The sequence below is a fragment of the Cytobacillus sp. FSL M8-0252 genome (genome assembly GCF_038007345.1).
GTDB classification, from domain to species: Bacteria; Bacillota; Bacilli; order Bacillales; family Cytobacillaceae; genus Cytobacillus; species Cytobacillus kochii.
The window spans coordinates 1,811,965-1,827,153 of sequence record NZ_JBBOWZ010000001.1; the positions used below are offsets into that span (position 1 = coordinate 1,811,965).

Sequence of the window (15,189 nt, forward strand, 5' to 3'; positions counted from 1 at the left end):
ATTAGTACACCTCCTTAATAGATTGATCTTGAGTTGTACTCGTATCATGTTCAAAATCATTAATGGCATCGTTATTGCCTGCGAGTGCAGCAATTACCGCACCACGAACGAGAATACCGTTCAAGCGGCCATTTTCGTTTACCACAGCTACAGGAATGGAGGCAGTAGAAACAATATCAAAGAGATCTGTAAGTACGGTATCTTCCGTTACTGTTTGATAACTTGTATCTAATATCTCTTCGATGGTTTTTCCTGAATCAACTGCTTCTTTTGCTGCTGTTGCATGGACAATACCGCGAATGTTTTTCTTTTTATCAACAGCATAAATACTTGAAATACCTAGTTTCTTCATTAGTTGTAGGGCTACTCTTGGCCCTTTATCTACCTGTACGGTTTCCGCTCTCTTCATTACATGTTGAGCTGTAAGTACTTTCGATAAATCCACATCTTCAACGAATCTTTCAACATATTGATTAGATGGGTTCATCAGAATCTCTTCAGGTGTACCAATTTGTACAATGGCACCATCTTTCATCAACGCAATTCTATCCCCGATTCTTAGCGCTTCATCTAAGTCATGTGTAATGAAGACAATCGTTTTTGCCATCGAGCTTTGTAAATCAAGGAGTTCATCTTGCATATCTTTTCGAATTAACGGGTCAAGAGCGCTAAAAGCTTCATCCATTAATAAAATATCCGTATCATTTGCTAAAGCTCTTGCTAACCCAACACGCTGTTGCATACCACCACTTAGTTGATCAGGATATTGATTCTCATAACCTTCAAGTCCAACAAGTTTTAATGCATCAAGTGCTTTTTGTTTACGGTTATCCTTGGCCATTCCTTGAATTTCTAAGCCATATTCTGTATTTTCTAGAATGGTACGATGGGGGAGTAGGGCAAACTTTTGAAAAACCATGCTTATTTTCTTTCTTCGAGTTTCTCTTAGTTCGTCCTTGGACATTTTTGTAATGTTCTTTCCATCAATAAAAATGTCTCCAGTTGTTGGTTCGATGAGTCGGTTGAGGGTTCTTACTAATGTAGATTTACCACTACCAGAAAGTCCCATTATGACGAAGATTTCACTATCATAAACATCAAAATTGGCTTGGTTAACACCAATGGTTGCACCGGTCTGTTTAAGAATTTCATTTTTACTTTGACCCTCATTTAACAGTTGAGTGGCCTTTTTAGTGTTTTTGCCAAATATTTTTGATACTTGACTCACGCTAATTTTTTTTGCTCTCTCATCCATTGTTTCACCTCGTTTAACTTGTATATGTTTGTTTTTACAGGATTTGGATCATATTCGAATGAAAAAATGGTTTTTTCTTATTAGGTACTTTTTGTATTTACCTACTTTGTGAAATATATGGAATCAAACCGTTATATTATTAATTATTTTGTAACAAAAACTACAAAATGAGACAATTTCCATCATTCTTAATTATGAATCCTCGTTCTATTTTCCTGTGAATTACGACCTCCTTAATTGTAGGAGTTTAAAGAAATAAGAGCAAAGTTCATATATGAGCATATTCTATAATATAGTTTGTACAGTAAAAACTGTACGAACTGTATACAGTGAATTCTTATAAATGCTCTTGAATGCTCGATATTCCAATTGATGTGCTTTCTTTACATAGGAGGAAAAAATGATAAGCTAAAATTATAAATTTCTCGACATGACAAGTTTTAGTTAACTATAATGAACAATAATAAATATCAATGAAATAAAAATGGGTGTGATGATGAAACAATGTATGAAGAAAGGTTAGACAAAGCCAGAGAAAGAGTAATTGAAACCATTTCTCAAAATATGAATCTTTACGGGATAACACCATCTGTAGGTAGGTTATATGGTTTATTATATTTTCAAGCAAAACCAATGACGTTAGATGAAATGAAAGAAGAATTAGGTATGAGTAAAACCAGTATGAGTACCTCTGTAAGAAATTTATTAGAATTAAAAATGGTGGAAAAAGTATGGAGAAAAGGGTCAAGAAAAGATCAGTATCAAGCTGAAGAAGATTGGCATCAAACTTTTGTTGATCTTTTTACAACGAAGTGGAGACCGAGTATTTCCATGAATATTTCCGCAATCGAGAAATCATTAAAGGAAATCAATTTATTAATAGAAGAGGAAAATGCCCCAGAAGAGGTTTTAGCAGCAGCTCGTGAAGATGTAACAAAATTACATGAGGCCCTAAATTATTATGATTGGCTAGGGCGATTAGTGAATAGTTTTGAAACAGGTGAAATTTATCAACTTGTGCCAAAGGAAAGAAATTCTTAAATAACGTTTTCTATAATTACTACCCCATCAATATATGTTGTTGTTACGTAACAACAACAATATAACTAAAAAAGAAACAAAGCTCCTTTTTCTTCAAATGAATTTTTGAAAAAGGAGTTTGTCTACACTCTGAAAGCCACAGCTCTTGTTTCTGTGGCTTTTTATGTTGGTTCACATAAAATGTGGTCTCAGTCACTGAGATAGAGGGGGTGGGCAAAAAAGGAGCGTCTCAATATGGAGAATCACGGTTCTCAGGAGAAAAGGAAGATAGCTTCATAGGTGCATACATAACTTATATATTGTTAGCTTAACATTAAACATGCGCTGCATTCAGAGAGGATTGAAATATTAGGAAAAGCCGCGCAGAATGGACATGCGCTATTCAGAAGGAAATCGATGAATGAGTGCTTCGCAAAAGGGATTAGCAAGTCCCTCAAAAGGAAACCGAAGAGTGATTGCTTTGCAAAAGGGATTAGCAAGTCCCTCAAAAGGAAACCGAAGAGTGAGTGCTTTGCAAAAGGGATTAGCAGGTCACTCAGAAGGAAACCGAAGAGTGAGTGCTTTGCAAAAAGGATTAGCAGTTCACTCAGAAGAAAATTGATAAATGAGTGCTTTGTAAAAGTGATTAGCAGGTCACTCAGAAGGAAATCGATGAATGAGAGCTTCGCAAAAGGGGTTAGCAGGTCCCTCAGAAGGAAACCGAAGAGTGAGTGCTTTGCAAAAGGGATTAGCAGTTCACTCAGAAGGAAACCGAAGAGTGAGTGCTCTGCAAAAGGGATTAGCAAGTCCCTCAAAAGGAAACCGAAGAGTGAGTGCTTTGCAAAAGGGATTAGCAGTTCACTCAGAAGGAAATCGAAGAGTGAGTGCCTCGCAAAAGGGATTAGCAGGTCCCTCAGAAGGAAACCGAGAAGTGAGTGCTTCGCAAAAGGGGTTAGCAAGTCCCTCAGAAGGAAACCGAAGAGTGAGTGCTTCGCAAAAGTGATTAGCAAGTCCCTCAGAAGGAAATCGAAGAGTGAGTGCCTCGCAAAAGGGATTAGCAGGTCACTCAGAAGAAAATCGGTGAATGAGTGCTTCGCAAAAGGGGTTAGCAAGTCACTCAGAAAGAACTCAAAGAGTGAGTGCTTCGTAAAAGGGAATAGCAAGTCCCTCAGAAGGAAACCGAAGAGTGAGTGCTTCGCAAAAGTGATTAGCAAGTCCCTCAGAAGGAAATCGAAGAGTGAGTGCCTCGCAAAAGTGATTAGCAAGTCATTCAGAAGGAACTCGAGAAGTGAGTGCTTCGCAAAAAGAATTAGCAGTTCACTCAAAAGAAAATTGATAAATGAGTGCTTCGCAAAATAGGTTTGCCCGGCATTCAGAACGTAAACCAGAAGAGAAAGCGGAGCAATTTATATATAAACCGGTAAGAGTTGGATGAAGGGGTTCGAGAGACAGAAGATACACTCCTCTTGGATAAGCCTATAGTTATTTGCCCTAAAAATGTGCATTTGACTATCGCACATATTAGGTTAGTTGAATAGGATATATAGAATCAAGATAAAGGAGGTTATTCAAATGTCAGAAGGATTTGGATACGGTGGAGGCTTTGCACTCCTAGTTGTTTTATTTATTTTGTTAGTGATTATTGGAGCTTCTTGGGGATACGGTGGCTGCTGCTAATCACCTAATGGTTTTGGGATAAAGGGTAAATATAAAAAATAGGAGGAGATCTTTTTATGTATGGTTACGGTGGAGGCTGCGGTTATGGCGGTTACGGATACGGTGGCGGATGTGGCGGTTTCGGTGGCGGTTTTGCACTGATCGTTGTATTATTCATCCTTTTAATCATCGTTGGAGCTGCTTGTTTTAGATAATTGCTAAATAAAAAGAGGGGATGCCAATAAAGGCATCTCCCTCTTTTTATTTCATTTGGGCAAAATAATTAATCTATTGGTGCATTAATATAAAGTTTTCCTTCAGCGATTTCCGTTGCTTTATTGCCAAAGCTATCTTTAACAGTGACTTCAATTTCTGCACCAGGAGCTACAACATTAGAAGTTGCAGTATAATAACCAACATAGTGACCTGGAGATGTTTCCATAATTGGTAGGTCATTTACGTTTGTGGTTTGTGCACGTAAGTTTGTTAAAGGCATTTTTAATGCAAATGTTGCTTTTAAGCCTGGCTCACTGTCAAATTCAATTTTCACTGTTTGACCAGCGGCTAATTCTTTATCTTCTCCTGGTTGAAGGTTTTCAATATCAAGGCTTGAGTATTTGGCTTCAATTGTTACAGTTTCAGTCGAAGAGTTACCCGCTTCGTCAGTAGCAACAACTGTAATTTCGTTTGTACCTTCATCTAATAAAATACGTTTTGAGAATGTACCATCAGATACATTTGCATTTTGGCCATTTACTGTAACAGTATCTAAGTGGTCATCAGAAACCGTTCCTTCTACAGTCACCGCTTCTTTATTTGTTTTCGAACCATCTTCAGGACTAGTAATAGCAAGTGATGGAGCTTCTTGATCTAATGTAATTGTCACTGGCTCTGAAGGATCCGTTTCACCAACCTCGCTTACACCTGTAGCAGTTAAGACATTTTCACCTTCATTTAATTCAACATCTAAGCTGAATTCACCCTCTGCACTAGCAGTTGTTGTTCCAGCTTCTTCATCACCATTGTACACTTTAACATCCACATTTGGTTGTGTTGAACCTTCCACAGTTACTGTTTCTTCATTAGTATAACTTCCATCAGCTGGGGAAGTAATAGTTGGTGATGTTAATTCATAGTTTACTACCGCACGAATCATATAGTTTCCTTCAGCAGCAGGTGAAGCTGACCAAGCGCCACCAACTAATTGGAAGCTTCGTCCAGCGTTATCTCCATTCTCATCTGTTCCTAATCCAGGAGCATTAGGGTTAGGGTCTGTTTGAATATAAACCATGAAGAAATCACCATCTACTGTTACACCTTCAGTGGCAAGATCGACATGTGTCCATTCACCATTTCTTAATGCTGTTGCATCAATAGGTCCAGCTAGTTTTTCACCAGGGGTACCATTGTCTGTTGCATCATAAATCGCAACTTGGAAATCTGTTCCACCAGGTGTTGGAAAAGATGTATCCCAGAATCGGAATAAACCGCCAGTAACCATTGCAGATTCTTGACCCTCTTCAAGACTCATACGAACACCCCAGCCATTGCCAGCATCATAGAATGCACGTGCGTTTTCAGCTGTACCATCATCATAGCCAATTTCACCTTCAAAACCGATGAATGGTTTTAGTTCGATATTTACTTCCACGTTTTCTTCATCAAGTGTAACCGTCACATCTTTACTTGAATAAGAGTTAGCCATTACACGTAGAGTGTATTCACCTTCATAAGCCGTAATTGAATAGTTACCATTTTCATCTGTTGTAACTGGTGTTACTTTTGCATCCTCAACAAGCAGGATAGTTGCTCCAGTAATTGGTTCACCAGTTCTTTCATTTGTTACGGAACCGTTAATTGTTCCTTGCGGTAGTTCATCTAAGACGAAGTTTGCAACTGCTTCTCCATCTGCTTCAACATTTACGGTTTGCGTTTCTGAAGCAAATCCATATGTTTCTGCTAAAAGAGTAAATTCTCCAGCCGCGTGTACTAATTGGTAAGAACCATCAGCAGGGTTCGTATTTACAGATCTACCTGATTCAAGGACACTCACCTTTGCACCAAGTGGTAAAGACATAGGAGTTGCTTTTTTGTCAGATCCTTTTTCAACTGTAGCATTTTCAGTATTAGGTTGGATCTTATCAGCGTTTACTGGTTTCGCGTCTTTTTTTGCTTCAGTTTTCGCATCTTTCTTTTCTAATGTAACTTTTCCAGTTTTCGCAGTTTCAAGTGGTGTGTCTGTTAATGCAACATCATCAATGTACCAACCAGGTCTGGTTACAGAACCATCAGTTGTTAAGTTAAAGCCGATATAAATTCTTTGACCTGCATATTCACTTAAATCAACCTGGCCATCAACCCAATCATTTGAAAGATTAGTATATCTAGCAAGTTGAGTCCAATTTTCTTGGTCTGTTGAGACGAAAACATGGCCATAATCATAATTATTTTCAATGTTATACCATTGTTTAAATTGTAAAAAGCTATTTCCTTCTGGTAAATCGATCGGAGGCATAACAAGTGTCATGTTTGCATTACTTGCATATTGACTGTCTAAGCCAGTTGCAAATACTTTTTCTCCAGAGAAAGCACTTTCAGGCCCTGTAGTCGGTACACCCCACTCCCAGTTATTAGCGGCGCCAGAAGAAGTCCAGCCAGCTGGAGTTGATTCAAAGTCTGTTGAATAGCCAACTGTAATACCAGGCAATACAGATACCTCATACATGTCACTTTCAACTGTGTTTCCACCGAAGTCAGTCACAATGAATTTATAGGAGACAGAAGGTTCAGCAATGTCATCTCCTGGAATAACTGTACTATACGTGCCAGATTTGTAATCCCCACTGTCACGTGCAGCTGTAACTGTTTTTGTGCTTCCATCAGCAGCTGTATATTCAACGGTTACATTTGTTACACTTACATTGTCAGCAGCTGAAACTTCTAATGGTAAATCCATACCAGCATAAGTTTCTTCAATTGCTTCATGTTCTAATGTTGGCGCTTCTTCATCTTCGCCATCTTTAGCGACAGTACCCTTAATTGTCCCCAATCCATCTAAGATAGAGTTAACAGCATCGTAAGCGTTTACTAATCCATTACCGAAGCCATTGTTAGGTACTTCTGTATATGTTTCATTTGTTAAAGGTATCGCAGTAGAAGAAATAATTTCTTCCATATCTTCAACAGTTAAACTTGCATTCACTTGTCGAAGAAGAGCAGCAACAGCTGCAACATGCGGACCTGCCATGGAAGTTCCGTTCCAGCCACCTTCATATCCACTGCCAGGTACCGATGAGCGGATATTTACACCAGGAGCTGAAATATCTGGTTTAATAATTCCTCCATAAGGGGAAGGTCCTAATAATGAAAAGCTTCCTAGGTTATCATTGATGTCCGTTGCTCCAGTTGTGTACGCTTCTGGTAAGTTACCAGGATTCGCAACTGAACCAGGACCACCTGGATTAAATAAAGTTGTATTTCCTGCAGAGAATTCAGGGAAGATTTCAGCAGCACGCCATGCTTGAACTACTTCTCTATACCAATCATCGATTCCAGGACCGCCGCCCCATGAATTGTTAACCACATCTGGCGCCATTGCTGGGTTTGGATTACCTTCAGCATCTGTAGGAGCTAAAATCCACTCACCAGCTGCAATTAATTGAGCATCAGAACCGCTACCGCCAGCATCTAATGCTTTAGCAGCAATCCATTCTGCGCCGGGTGCAACACCAATTTGGTTGCCACCGTCTGGCTCAGAACCAACCATAGTACCCGTTACATGTGTACCGTGACCGTGGTCATCATAAGATTCTTCATTGCCACTCACAGCGTCGAAGAAATTGTACTCATGATCTGGTGATTCTGGATTAGCAGGATCATACCCACGATATTTCTCTTTTAATGCTGGGTGATTCCATTGAACACCTGTGTCAATGGAAGCGACAACTGTACCTGAACCGTCTATGCCCATTTCCCACACAGCAGGTGCTCCGATATGATCAATATTCCATTCAATATTATTGATCTTACCAGCTTCTTCCGCTTTTGCTTGCTCTTCTACCGTTGGTGTATGTAGCTTTCTTGTTTCATTTGGTAGAATTTTTTCCACTTCAGGGAAAGTGGCGATTTGTTCCATTACATCTTTAGTCGCTGTAACAGCAACCGCATTTACGATAAAGAAAGATTGAACTTCTTTGGCGTTTCCTTTCTTTTCTTGTTTTTCAAGGTAAGAAAGCACAGTATCTTGTGATTCAATTGCCACTGTTCTCATATCTGAAACAATAGCTGAGCGTTTCATATATTTTGCTTGAGCAGCAGACTGTTTTTGAGCAGCTGCAGCTTTTTCTGCTTTTTGTGCTGATTTTTGAGGATCAGCTTTTTCTTTGAATTTCACTAAAAATGTTACTTGTTCTTCTTTTTTAAATTCTTTCGTTAATGTTTTGCTTATTTTGTTTTCTGCTACTTCACTAGCTGACTTTGCTACAGAGGTATTTACACCTTTATTACTAGCAGAGCTGATGCTAGGAAACATCATTGGCACGATTAAGAAAGCAATCATAGCCATACTTAGTAGACGAAACCAACCATTTTTTCTTTTACGCTTCAAGTAATTCCCCTCCTAAAAATGTTTTCATTATATTTGAATAATCCTTGGTATTCACCTCCTCATATATGAAGGAGTGTTTACTTTTCAAAATAAAAGTAGCTCTCCTTATGATTAACACTCTAGCTAACGAAGGGCTTCAAAGTTGTCGGAAAATGTCGAATTTTTTTGTTCGTTTTTTAAAATGAGTTAATCGTAATAGCGAACAAATCAATAATTAGTACATTTGAAACCAAAGCTATGAGAATTTTTGCCGATTCTTTGCTTGTTTTCAAAAAAAAGGACAGATAATTGATCAAATTTTTAGAAAATTAAGTATTTAGTAGTTGTGTTGGAAAATCTTACAAATTTTTATAAGTCTTTTGATTGCGTTCATAAGTATAGGGTCGATAGTAAGAGGGGAGAGATTTGATGTTCATTTGGTGGGTAAAAAGAAATATTTTTTTGCATATACAATAGTAGAAATAATTGTTACAGGGTATGTTTCACTTAAAAGGAACTAAATAGATAAAGTATAGGAAAATTAGTACGGAGGTTATGGAAAGTTTTTTGTATTAGGTAAATAGTTTCGATTAAAACTGAAAGTAATCTTGTCTTATTTTCTAGAAAAAACTTGTCGCTTTTTTTAGAAAAGGAAAAGAAGGAAAATTCAAGTTTCTTTGGAATTGTAATATGTAGGAAAGATAAAGAAAGGATGAAAAGGGGTTGGGATCAGACGGCCAATCATTTATTGAAATCTATCGTATTTATCATCATCAAATCTTTAGGTTTATTTATTCAATGATTGAGCAACAAGAAACAGCGGAAGATCTAACGCAAGATACATTTATTAAAGCTTTTATGTCAAAAAATCAGGTTGAGCACCCAGACAAAATCCATAGTTGGTTATTCAGTATTGCTAAAAATACGACGATTGATTTTATTAGAAAACAACAGAAGTTACAACATGAGTTATATTTAAATAAAGATTGGATAAAAAATCATTCTATTCCAGAAAATCAATTTATTCAGGATGAGGGAGTTCATGCGTTATATCAGGCAATAAACCACTTGAAAACGAATTACCGAAATGTATTAGTGTTAAGAAAAATAAAAGAATGTACCATTAAAGAAACTGCAGAAATTTTAGGTTGGAGAGAGGATAAGGTGAGAATTACCACAACGAGAGCTATTAAATCATTAAAGAAAATTTGGAAAAACACATATGGGGATCAATACCATCTATTATGATAGATGGCTTATTTTTTGTCATCAGTATTGTAAAAGTGTATATCTTATTCCTCTAGAGAAGACAAGATATGCGCTTTTAAATCACCTCGCTTTTTACTCCAATAATCGTTTGATTCTCTCCATTTCCTCCTTTTTATTTTCTTGAAGGAAATAAAAAACGCCCAAAGGATTCACTATGGGCGCATATCAAAAATATATGAATTGTTTTAAATATGTTCCCTACGCTGCTATGAGACAGATCAGGTTCAAAGGGTCATCATCTAAAACGGATGAAATCTCAACCAGCAATTACTGGCCCCCCCACATTTTGGTTTATTTGCGTTTTTATTTCCACCATTATTGTAGTAGAAGTTTATTATAATGCTAGTCTAAATTAATCTGGGAGAAATATCCTAATTACCCATGGAAAACATTGCGTTTGAAGTAGTCTTTCTATCCATGTTAGTCTTAATTTTGTTATTTTGATTTAAATGTATATATGAATGGAGGAAAAAATGTTGAAACTGATTGCAGTTATCTTTGCAGCAAGTACATTGTTTTTAGTCCATTTCATCCAATCTGCTGATTTACGCGTTTATGCTGAGACATTAGATGTTTATGATATATATGAGGTTAAAGAGGACGAAACAATTACTTCCATTGCTGATCAATTAGAAGTGTCTGAGGAAGAATTAACAATAATGAATCATTTAGAAGATCGAACGGTTCAGAAAGGTGATAAGCTTATCGTTCCAAAAGTAGAGGAAAAGGTAAAGGAAGAAAAGAAGCCTGACATTTCGTTAACATCTGAGGAGCAGGATCTTTTAGCAAGACTTATCCATGCAGAAGCGAAAGGCGAACCGTTTGAAGGAAAGGTAGCTGTTGCAGAAGTTGTGATTAATCGAGTCCAGGACGAACGTTTTCCTGATACCATTCGCGATGTTATTTATGAAAATAAGCAATTTCAACCTGTTGACAATGGTTCGATTAATAAGCCTGCAGATAAAGAAGCAAAAAAAGCAGTAAAACAAGCAATGAAAAATCATGCATTGCCAGATGAAACGGTCTTTTTCCACAATCCAACAATCGTACCGCAATCTTGGTTGAATACGAGAGAAGTTGTTACAGAAATCGGTAATCACCGTTTTTCTATGTAAAGCAAACCCTTCTATCTTATTGAACGAAGATGAACTAATGATAAGGAGCCAAGGGTGACATCAGTCACATTAGGCTCTTTTTATCGTGTTAAAAAGGATTGTTAATAAGGAATTTACTTGCCTTTATTTGGTGTTCAATTATAATGGGAATTGAAATATAAATAATCACCTTACGTTATGTCTTACATAAAGGAGTGATACTATGTTATCAAATATTGGTATACCGGGTCTCATTCTTATACTTGTACTGGCCCTCATTATTTTTGGGCCGAAGAAGTTACCTGAAATTGGACGAGCAGTGGGAGAGACGTTGAAAGAGTTTAAAAACTCTGCTAAAGGTTTAGCTAATGATGATGAGGACTCTAATGAAAAGAAGAAAAACAATTTAGAGAAGTAATTTCAACTAAAAGTTGGCATATCTTATGTCAGCTTTTTTGTTTGTAATAAAACAATATTGGATGACAATAGGATTATTATTGTGAATAAAACGTGCAAACTCATTGGTTATCTTTTTAAATAAAATGCCATATATTGAATACGCATTGCAAAGTTTCTAATACAAGGATAAAATTGAGGGTACGCAGTAGCGACAGATAAGAATTTATACATGTTAGTGAGGAATTTTATTATGAGTACATTTAAAGACGAAGTATTATCACGTCGAACATTTGCAATTATTTCCCACCCGGATGCTGGGAAAACAACCTTAACAGAAAAGCTTCTTTTATTCGGAGGGGCCATTCGTGATGCAGGGACTGTTAAAGGGAAAAAGACAGGGAAGTATGCAACAAGTGACTGGATGGAAATAGAAAAACAACGTGGTATTTCGGTTACGTCTAGTGTTATGCAGTTTGAGTATAATCAAGCTAAAATCAATATCTTAGATACACCAGGACACCAAGATTTCAGTGAAGATACTTATCGTACATTAACAGCAGTGGATAGTGCAGTAATGATCATTGATTCAGCAAAGGGGATCGAGGATCAGACTTTAAAACTCTTTAAAGTTTGCCGTATGAGAGGTATTCCTATTTTTACATTTATCAATAAATTGGATCGACAAGGTAAGATGCCGTTAGAACTTTTAGCAGAATTAGAAGAAGTAATGGGGATTGAATCATATCCGATGAATTGGCCAATAGGAATGGGGAAAGAGTTTCTAGGCATTTATGATCGTTTTAATAATCGCATTGAACAATTTAGGGTAGATGAAGAGGATCGTTTCCTTGAATTGAATGATGAAGGAGAAATTAACGAAGAACATTCTCTAAAACAATCGGGACTTTATGAACAAACGTTAGAAGAAATTATGTTGTTAAATGAAGCGGGTAATGAATTTTCGCGTGACCGCATTGCTTCAGGGGATTTAACACCTGTCTTCTTTGGCAGTGCTTTGACTAATTTTGGTGTGCAAACGTTTTTGGAATCTTATTTACAGTTTGCTCCTTCTCCTCAACCAAGAGAATCGACTGTTGGAGAAATCAATCCTTTAACAGAAGACTTCTCAGGGTTTATCTTTAAAATTCAAGCGAATATGAATCCTGCACATAGGGATAGAATCGCTTTTCTTAGAATTTGTTCAGGTAAATTTGAACGAGGGATGAGTGTAAATATTCCACGTCTGGGTAAACAAGTGAAATTAGCACAATCGACACAATTTATGGCAGATGATCGTAGTACTGTTAACGAAGCTGTAAGTGGCGATATCATTGGGATTTATGATCCAGGAACATATCAGATTGGTGACACATTAACAAGTGATAAAAATGGTTTCCAGTTTGAAAAATTACCTCAGTTCACCCCTGAATTATTTGTTCGAGTGACAGCAAAGAATGTAATGAAGCAAAAACATTTTCATAAAGGGATTCAACAGCTAGTGCAAGAGGGAGCTATTCAGCTCTTTAAAACTGTGAAAACAGATGAGTATTTACTCGGAGCAGTTGGACAATTACAATTTGAAGTATTTGAACATCGTATGAAAAACGAATATAACACGGAAGTATTAATGGAGAGGTTAGGCTCTAAAATTGCAAGATGGGTTGAAGGTGAGGACAATTACGATAACCTTTCTAGCTCACGTAGTTTACTTGTGAAGGACCGATATGAACATCAAGTGTTTCTATTTGAAAATGACTTTGCTCTTAGATGGTTCCAAGATAAAAATCCAGATGTACCATTATATAATCCGATGGATCAGCAGCAACAATAAATATAATTAAAGGCACGCACAATTTTTGTGCGTGCTTTTAATATGCATCTTTAATTTTAGCAATCAACGTACAAGGTTGACATGTTTGGCACGAACATCATCTTGCTTTTTAAAGAAGAAGGTTGATCCACAGATGAGTTTTAGCAACCGTGGTTGTCCGTAAAGTATAGGCTAAGGTCAAATTATTTATATAAAAATAATGATTGACAGTAAATGAAATACAGATTATAGTATAAATACGTTACAAAAATACTTTAGTGCATAAAAGCGTTTAAGTAAAATAGTATTCTTAGTTTTTATATAATTTAACCGGTAGTGCCAGTAGAGGATTTATGAACAGCTAAAGAGACTGAATGGTTGGTGAAAGTTCAGGTCATAAATTTTTCGAATTACACCTACCTATAAAGGTTAAAATAGATGAAGTGGACAAGTGTGGTGTCTTGTCAATTAGGGTGGTACCGCGGAGATCATTCGTCCCTAAATAAGGGATTTATGAGCTCTTTTTTTACGCTTTTAGAAATATTGGAGGTTAATTTATTATGCAACAAGAACCAAGCATCAAAGTAAAAACATGGGAAGCTATACTTATCACAATCATTCTCCTTAGTGGTATAAGTTATTGTATGATTGCCCTTGAGGCACCACCACATATTCCCATTGTATTATCGATGATCATTTTAATTATTTATGGATTATGTAAAGGCGTTAAGTATAGAGAAATAGAACAAGGCATTATGGATGGGACAAAGTCAGGGCTTGGCGCTACATTTTTATTCTTTTTTATTGGTATGTTAATAAGTAGTTGGATGGCAAGCGGGACAATTCCAACGTTCATTTATTATTCTTTAGATATTGTAGGACCGAATTACTTTTATGCCATTAGTTTTGTTGTTACCGCTATTATTGGTATGAGTATTGGCAGTTCATTAACAACAGCAGCGACTATTGGTGTTGCATTTATGGGATTGAGTGGTGCATTAGATTTAAACCCGGCTATTACTGCAGGTGCAATTATCTCAGGAGCATTTTTTGGAGATAAAATGTCTCCACTGTCTGATACAACTAATTTAGCATCCATGACAGTTGGGGTTGATTTATTTGATCATATTAAAACAATGAGTATGACAACAATTCCTGTATTTATCTTATCCTTTATTATTTTTTTCCTAATTTCACCGAAGGGAATGGAAGAAGCCAGCTTAGTAAAAATTAATGAGATGCAGGAAGGTTTATTAGCGCTAGGGTTGGTGAAATGGTATGCAATCATACCTTTTCTTGTATTAGTTGTACTAGCGATAAAGAAAATACCTGCTTTAATTACATTAGCAGCTTCAATCGTTACGGCAATTATTGTTTCATTCTTTGTGCAAAATGAAATGAATTTAGCTAAGCTTATTACTATTTTATTTAGTGGTTATACATCAAATAGTGGGATTGAGGATATCGACTCATTATTAACTAGAGGTGGAATGGAAAGTATGTTTTTCTCTATTTCACTGGTCCTATTGGCTTTAGCAATGGGAGGGTTATTTATTAAATTAGGGATATTAGCAGCACTTATTCGTGGGATTACTGACTACTTATCTAAACGTGGCCCATTAATTTCAGCAACAGCTTCAACGGCAGTTGGTATCAATTTTATTGTAGGTGAGCAGTATTTATCTATCCTATTAACAGGTAACGCTTATAAAGACTCTTTTAGTAAAGCGAACTTGCATCCTCGATATTTATCCAGGGTTTTAGAGGACGCTGGTACAGTGGTTAATCCTCTTGTACCGTGGAGTGTTTGTGGAATCTTTCTAACGACAGTGCTAGATGTTAATACATTAACCTACTTGCCATTTGCCTTATTTTGCTTAATAAGTCCATTAATGACTATTTTATATGGTTGGACAGGTTGGACAATGAAGAAGCAGTAATCATTCAATTTGTATAATATAAGCCATTTTCTCTTCTAGATTTCTAATAGATGAAGAGAAAATTGGCTTTTTTATTTTTTTATAAAAGGGATGTAAAATTATTGAAATAAGTTCATAAAATATTCTCGCTTTCCCATTATTTTAGTGAAAGTTGTCTTAGA

General features: G+C 36.6%; 11 protein-coding genes, 1 pseudogene and 1 riboswitch. Of the genes and pseudogenes, 10 read left to right on the plus strand and 2 right to left on the minus strand.

All coding sequences use genetic code 11. The features are described 5' to 3' along the window. Position 1: 1 nt before the first annotated feature. Positions 2-1,255, minus strand: a complete 1,254-nt coding sequence (locus tag MKX83_RS09355; protein ID WP_095369744.1) for a quaternary amine ABC transporter ATP-binding protein — start codon at positions 1,253-1,255, stop codon at positions 2-4. A 504-nt stretch (positions 1,256-1,759) separates the two neighbouring features. Between MKX83_RS09355 and MKX83_RS09360 the strand changes: the two genes are divergently transcribed. From MKX83_RS09360 to MKX83_RS09380, 5 genes and pseudogenes are all read left to right on the plus strand, one after another. Beyond that, positions 1,760-2,296, plus strand: a complete 537-nt coding sequence (locus MKX83_RS09360; RefSeq protein ID WP_095369743.1) for a GbsR/MarR family transcriptional regulator — start codon at positions 1,760-1,762, stop codon at positions 2,294-2,296. Between the two features lie 400 nt (positions 2,297-2,696). Continuing rightward, a complete protein-coding gene (locus MKX83_RS09365; protein ID WP_341055171.1) occupies positions 2,697-2,897 on the plus strand; it encodes a hypothetical protein in 201 nt (66 codons plus the stop codon). Positions 2,898-2,951: 54 nt separating this feature from the next. Then, positions 2,952-3,278 (plus strand): hypothetical protein, encoded by a 327-nt coding sequence (locus tag MKX83_RS09370; protein ID WP_341055174.1) that lies wholly within the window; start codon positions 2,952-2,954, stop codon positions 3,276-3,278. A 569-nt stretch (positions 3,279-3,847) separates the two neighbouring features. Then, on the plus strand, positions 3,848-3,952 hold the full coding sequence (locus MKX83_RS09375) for a YjcZ family sporulation protein (protein WP_095369741.1): 105 nt from the start codon (positions 3,848-3,850) through the stop codon (positions 3,950-3,952). A 113-nt stretch (positions 3,953-4,065) separates the two neighbouring features. Beyond that, a pseudogene (locus MKX83_RS09380) lies at positions 4,066-4,146 on the plus strand (YjcZ family sporulation protein); the annotation flags it as partial. Between the two features lie 68 nt (positions 4,147-4,214). Here MKX83_RS09380 and MKX83_RS09385 read toward each other — a convergent pair. Next, positions 4,215-8,537: a S8 family peptidase gene (locus MKX83_RS09385; protein ID WP_095369739.1), complete on the minus strand. Its 4,323-nt coding sequence runs from the start codon at positions 8,535-8,537 to the stop codon at positions 4,215-4,217. A 702-nt stretch (positions 8,538-9,239) separates the two neighbouring features. Here MKX83_RS09385 and MKX83_RS09390 point away from each other — a divergent pair. From MKX83_RS09390 to nhaC, 5 genes are all read left to right on the plus strand, one after another. Continuing rightward, on the plus strand, positions 9,240-9,764 hold the full coding sequence (locus MKX83_RS09390) for an RNA polymerase sigma factor (protein WP_095369738.1): 525 nt from the start codon (positions 9,240-9,242) through the stop codon (positions 9,762-9,764). A gap of 199 nt (positions 9,765-9,963) precedes the next feature. Beyond that, positions 9,964-10,076, minus strand: a riboswitch (TPP riboswitch). 182 nt (positions 10,077-10,258) lie between these two features. After that, on the plus strand, positions 10,259-10,900 hold the full coding sequence (locus tag MKX83_RS09395) for a cell wall hydrolase (protein ID WP_180316982.1): 642 nt from the start codon (positions 10,259-10,261) through the stop codon (positions 10,898-10,900). 202 nt (positions 10,901-11,102) lie between these two features. Then, on the plus strand, positions 11,103-11,297 hold the full coding sequence (locus MKX83_RS09400; RefSeq protein WP_095369736.1) for a twin-arginine translocase TatA/TatE family subunit: 195 nt from the start codon (positions 11,103-11,105) through the stop codon (positions 11,295-11,297). 231 nt (positions 11,298-11,528) lie between these two features. After that, a complete protein-coding gene (locus MKX83_RS09405; RefSeq protein ID WP_233435266.1) occupies positions 11,529-13,109 on the plus strand; it encodes a peptide chain release factor 3 in 1,581 nt (526 codons plus the stop codon). A gap of 539 nt (positions 13,110-13,648) precedes the next feature. Continuing rightward, positions 13,649-15,028 (plus strand): Na+/H+ antiporter NhaC, encoded by a 1,380-nt coding sequence (nhaC, locus tag MKX83_RS09410; RefSeq protein ID WP_180316981.1) that lies wholly within the window; start codon positions 13,649-13,651, stop codon positions 15,026-15,028. Positions 15,029-15,189 lie beyond the last annotated feature (161 nt).